Origin of the sequence: Actinoplanes sp. NPDC048791 (assembly GCF_040650095.1) — a bacterium.
Taxonomy (GTDB): domain Bacteria; phylum Actinomycetota; class Actinomycetes; order Mycobacteriales; family Micromonosporaceae; genus Actinoplanes.
Map to the genome: position 1 here is coordinate 1 of NZ_JBEZGQ010000561.1, position 5,576 is coordinate 5,576.

3 protein-coding genes are annotated in these 5,576 nt (G+C 70.7%); 1 reads left to right on the forward strand and 2 read right to left on the reverse strand.

The window, feature by feature from the left end; genetic code table 11:
- Window positions 1-454: 454 nt before the first annotated feature.
- The gene (locus AB0C29_RS31050; protein ID WP_360827569.1) at window positions 455-2,434 is read right to left on the reverse strand and encodes a hypothetical protein; all 1,980 of its coding nucleotides are present in this window, start codon (window positions 2,432-2,434) and stop codon (window positions 455-457) included.
- A gap of 83 nt (window positions 2,435-2,517) precedes the next feature.
- Complete coding sequence (gene hflX / locus AB0C29_RS31055; protein ID WP_360827572.1) at window positions 2,518-3,915, reverse strand: GTPase HflX; 1,398 nt, start codon at window positions 3,913-3,915, stop codon at window positions 2,518-2,520.
- A 172-nt stretch (window positions 3,916-4,087) separates the two neighbouring features.
- Here hflX and AB0C29_RS31060 point away from each other — a divergent pair, with 172 nt between their 5' ends.
- Window positions 4,088-5,548: an NAD-dependent malic enzyme gene (locus AB0C29_RS31060; RefSeq protein WP_360827575.1), complete on the forward strand. Its 1,461-nt coding sequence runs from the start codon at window positions 4,088-4,090 to the stop codon at window positions 5,546-5,548.
- Window positions 5,549-5,576: the final 28 nt, after the last annotated feature.

Genomic DNA, 5,576 nt, shown 5'->3' on the forward strand with positions numbered 1-5,576 from the left:
ATGAGCGGAACCGGGCGGGCTGAGTTGTCGGGCCGGATCCTGATTAGGGCCTCTCTCAAGTCCGCGGCGGCGAGCCGGGCGGATTGGACGAGTCGGCCGGGCCGCGAAAGGGCGGTCGTTCCGACCAGACCGGCTACGCCGCCAGACCGGCTAGGCCGCCGGATGTTCACGCGCGGCGTCAACGCCCGTCACCGCCGACCCGGCGGCGAGGGACCAATGAGGCGGTGCAGCCGGCCACCGAGCCTGCTGGGCCGCCGAGTCCGCCGGGGCAAGCCCAGCGGCGCGGCACAGGCCCGGCTAGCCGGGCCGAAGCCCAACCGCCTCCCTGGTCACCGACCCGGCAAGAGGCAAGCTGCTGCTGCCAAGTCGTCCGACCCGAAAGCGACAGGCCGGTGTCGCCCACCCGAAGGCGGCAACACCGGCCTGACAAAGCTGAAACGAACCGACCGTGACGTCAGTAGCCGCGCGGGCTGCGGCCGTAGCCGGGATTGTCGAACCGGCCTTCCGGCCGCCGCTGGGCCCCGTTCAGGTCCGCGTAGTTGTTCATCCCGTTGGCCTGCCGACCGTCGTCCGGCCGGCCCGGGCGCCGGCCGCCCTGCGGGTTGCCGCCCTGTCCTTGAGACCCGGAAGGCCGCTGCGGCCCCCCACCCTGAGGCCGGCCACCGGTCGACGGCGGAGGCGGAGGCGGCGCGCCGTAGACCCCACCACCGGGCCTGCCACCCCCCTGACCCGGGCGACCGCCGGGCTGCTGGGCCGGGCGTGCGGGCGGCTGACCGGGACGCACCGCCGGCTGACCACCCTGCCCGGGGCGAGGCCCGGGCTGAGCGGGCTGAGCAGGCCGAGCACCAGGCTGAGCAGGCCGACCACCAGGCTGCGCGGGTCGACCACCAGGCTGAGCCGGGCGACCACCGGGCTGGGCCGGACGAGCACCGGGCTGAGCCGGGCGACCACCAGGCTGAGCCGGACGACCACCAGGCTGAGCCGGACGAGCGCCAGGCTGCCCCGGACCAGCCGGCGGCACACCAGGCCGACCAGCGGCAGGACGACCCCCGGGCTGACCACCCTGACCGGGACGACCAGCGGGCTGACCACCCTGCGGCGGCCGGCCGCCGCCATAAACGCCGTTGCTCTTCGCGGGAGTGGCTGCGGGAGGCTTGGCGCCGTACACGCCAGGACCCGATGGCGCTCCGGCCGGTGGGCGGTTTCCGCCGTACACACCCGGGCGCTGGGCCGGGCCGCCGACCGACAGCAGTTCCGTTTTTGCGTCCAGCGGGTCGGGGTCGGCGTTCGGGTCCGGGTTTTTCGTTGCCGGTTCGAGCTTGCGCTTCCTGCGGGATTGCATGATGCCGATGACGCCCGCGCCGACCAGAAGTGCGCCGAGGACGCCTACGCCGCCGATCAGGTATGTGATGTCGGTCAGGCTCAGGTCGGCGAACCAGGATGTGCCGTTGTCCTTTTCTGCCGCGGCCGCGTCGGTTTTCGCTTCCACGATTTTTGTCGCCGGCGTGTAGCGGAGGATGTAGTTGGCCGCTTCCGGGTCGGCGCCCGTGCCCATGTCCGACACCGTGTAGAACGTTTTGCCGTCGGCGCTGTAGGTGATCGCCTCGCCGAAGGGTTCGTTCGGCAGGGGCGTCTTGCGGGGCTTGTTCTTCAGCGATCCGAGCACGTCGCCGTCGGCGACGTCCCACTCGTACGCGTCCAGGTAGGTCCGCAGGGTCACCTTGCCGCCGCCCGGTGCCACCGCGCCACCCGTGACCGTGGTCTGGGCCAGCCGGGCGATCGGGATGCCGGGGGTGTCGCTGCTCGGCAGCTCGATCTCGCCCGCCTTCTTCAGCGGTACGCCCTCTTCGTTGTTCGCCTTCAGTGCGGCCGTCGGCGTGTAGAGCTGCGTCTTGCCGGAGACTTCCTTGGTCACGATGATCGGCGTGCCGTCACCGTTGAACAGCAGGGCCTCGGCGTCGTGCTTGTCGCCGTTCGGGTAGGCCAGGCGGTGGATCTTCGGCTCTTTCTTGCCGCTCACCGGCATCGACCAGAGGCCGATCGTGCGACGGGTGTCACCCTTGCCGTCGCGGGCGCTGTTGTCGCCGATGTCCGCGATCCACAGCGTGTCGCCGTCCGGGGACAGGGTCAGGTCCTCGGTGTCGAGCGGGCGGGACGGGAAGTCGACCCGGTCGGTGATCTTGCAGTCGTCGTCGAGGAAGAAGACCTTGCGCTTGGCGGCCTCGTCGACGCCGTCGTTGACCACGACGAAGCCGTTCTTGGTGGCCACGATCCCCGAGAGCTCCGACAGAGCGGGATCGGTGATCTTACAAATCTTCCTGCCGGCCGCTGCCTTGGCCGAGGTCACCGTCGGGGCGGGCTCGGCCGAGGCGGGCACGGCCCCCATCATCACCAGCCCCGAGGCGAGGATGGCCGGGAACACGAGACGCCGCATCCGATCAGTGTCGCATGCGGCGTCTCGTGCCGGTGTTACGCGTGGATCAACCCTGCTCAGCGGGGGTGCCGCTTAAGCCGGAGCTAAGGTGCGACGAAGTTCTCGAGCTCGGCGGCGAGCTGCTCGCCGACCCGGACCTTCAGCTCCGTGCCCTGCTCGGTGTGCCGGGTGTCGAGCACCTGCCCGCCGCGGTGGATCCGGGCGACCAGGTCACCCCGGTCGTACGGCAGCAGCACCCGCATGTCCTTCGCCGGCCGCGGCAGCCGCTGGGCGATCGCCGCGTGCAGCTCGTCGATGCCCAGCCCCGAGCGCGCCGACACGAACACGGCGTCCGGCCAGGCCCGCTTGAGCCGCAGGATCGTCTCCTCGTCGGCCGCGTCCATCTTGTTGACGACCAGCAGCTCGGGGATGCGGTCCGCACCCACCTCGCCGAGGACCTCGCGGACCGCCGACACCTGACCCTCGGGGTCCGGGTGCGCGCCGTCCACCACGTGCACGATCAGGTCCGAGTACGCCACTTCCTCCAGCGTCGAGCGGAACGCCTCGACGATGTGGTGCGGCAGGTGCCGGACGAAGCCGACCGTGTCGGAGATGGTGAACACGCGCCCGTCCTCGGCCGCGGTCCGGCGGGTGGTCGGGTCGAGGGTCGCGAACAGCGCGTCCTCGACCAGCACGCCCGCTGACGTGAGGCGGTTGAGCAGGCTCGACTTGCCGGCGTTGGTGTAGCCGGCGATCGCGACCGCGGGCACGCCGCTGTTGGTGCGCTTGGCGCGCTTCGTCTGGCGTACCGTCCGCAGGGCCTTGATCTCGCGCTTGAGCTTCGAGATGCGGGTGTTGATCCGCCGCCGGTCCGTCTCGATCTTGGTTTCACCGGGACCACGGGTGCCGACGCCGCCGCCGGAACCACCGCCCGCGCCGCCACCCTGACGGGACAGCGAGTCACCCCAGCCGCGCAGGCGGGGCAGCAGGTACTGCAGCTGGGCCAGCTCGACCTGCGCCTTGCCTTCCTTGCTCTTCGCGTGCTGGGCGAAGATGTCCAGGATCAGCATGGTGCGGTCGACGACCTTGACCTTGACCTGCTCCTCGAGCTTGCGCAGCTGCGAGGGCGAGAGCTCGCCGTCGCAGATGACCGTGTCGGCGCCGGTGGCGATGACGACGTCGCGCAGCTCGTCGACCTTGCCCCGGCCGATGAAGGTGGCCGCGTCCGGCTGGCTGCGGCGCTGGATCAGCCCCTCGAGCACCTCGGAACCGGCCGTCTCGGCCAGCGCGGCGAGCTCGATGAGCGAGTTCTCCGCGTCGTCGCTGCTGCCGCCGGTCCAGACGCCGACCAGGACGACCCGTTCGAGTCGCAGCTGGCGGTACTCGACCTCGGTGATGTCGGTGAGTTCGGTGGAGAGACCGGCGACCCGGCGCAGCGAACGGCGCTCCTCGAGCTCCAGCTCACCGGTGGTGACGTCGGGTTCGAATACCTCAGTACGCAAAAGGTGACCTCCTCCGCCGATGGTGGCACGCCGGACTCCTCAGCGCATCCACTTAACCCGGCGAAGCGTTGTCGCAGGAGTGTCTGACTCATCAGTAACCACCGGATTGGTGGCCGGTATTCCCGAAGCGCAAGAATGCGGGTACGCACCCGCCAACGACGGAGGGAACACCGTGGTGACCACCCGCCTGCCCAGCGCAGGATTCTCGATCACGATCCGAATCGCCGTGACCGCCGACGCCTCGTCCATCGGCCGGCTCACCACCTGCGTCGGCGAGGCCGGCGCGATCGTGACGGCCCTCGACGTGGTGGACTCCGACCCCACCCGGGTGCTCGTCGACCTCACCTGCGACACCGCCGACTCCAGCCACGCCGACCAGGTCGTCAAGACCCTCGAGGAGCAGGACGGCGTCGACGTCCGCAAGGTCTCCGACCGCACCTTCCTCCTGCACCTCGGCGGCAAGATCGAGGTCAATTCCAAGGTCGCCCTGCGCAACCGGGACGAGCTGTCGCGGGCGTACACGCCGGGTGTGGCCCGGGTGTGCATGGCCATCGCGGAGAACCCGGCCGACGCGCGCCGGCTCACCATCAAGCGCAACACCGTTGCCGTGGTCAGCGACGGCTCGGCGGTGCTGGGCCTGGGCAACATCGGCCCGGCCGCCGCGATGCCGGTGATGGAGGGCAAGGCCGCTCTGTTCAAGCGGTTCGGCGGCGTGGACGCGTGGCCCGTCGTGCTCGACACCCAGGACACCGACGAGATCGTGGCCATCGTCAAGGCGATCGCCCCGGCGTACGGCGGGATCAACCTGGAGGACATCGCGGCGCCGCGGTGCTTCGAGATCGAGACGCGGCTACGCGAGCTGCTGGACATCCCGGTCTTCCACGACGATCAGCACGGCACCGCGATCTGCGTGCTGGCCGCGCTCACCAACGCGCTGCGGGTGGTCGGCAAGAACCTGGCCGACGTCAAGGTCGTGGTCTCCGGGGCCGGGGCCGCGGGCACCGCGATCATGAAGCTGCTGCTGCGCCAGGGCGTGGGCGACATCATCGCGTACGACCGCCGGGGCGCCCTGCACCGCGGCATGGACGACCTGAACCCGACCTGGCAGTGGCTGACCGAGCACACCAACAAGGACAACTACAGCGGGGACCTGAAGGGCGCGATCGTCGGCGCGGACGTCTTCATCGGGGTCAGCGCGCCGAACCTGCTGACCGGGGCCGACATCGCCAAGATGGCCGACAAGTCGATCGTCTTCGCGCTGGCCAACCCGGATCCCGAGGTGGACCCGCGCGAGGCCCGCCAGCACGCCGCGGTGGTCGCGACCGGCCGCTCGGACCAGCCGAACCAGATCAACAACGTACTGGCGTTCCCGGGCGTGTTCCGCGGCATGCTCGACGTGAGCGCCGAGGCGTTCACCGAGGAGATGGCGCTGGCCGCGGCGATGGCCATCGCCAACGTGGTCGGCGAGGACAAGCTCAACCCGACGGTGATCGTGCCGAGCGTCTTCGACGCGCGCGTGACGCCGGCGGTGGCCGCGGCGATCCGCGCGGTGGTCAAGGGCTCCCCCGCGCCGGTCAACCCGGCGGCGGTGCCCGAGGTCGAGCTGGAGCAGGCCCCCGAAGAAACCTTCTGACAGCGGCGCAGCGGGGCCCCGGGAACAC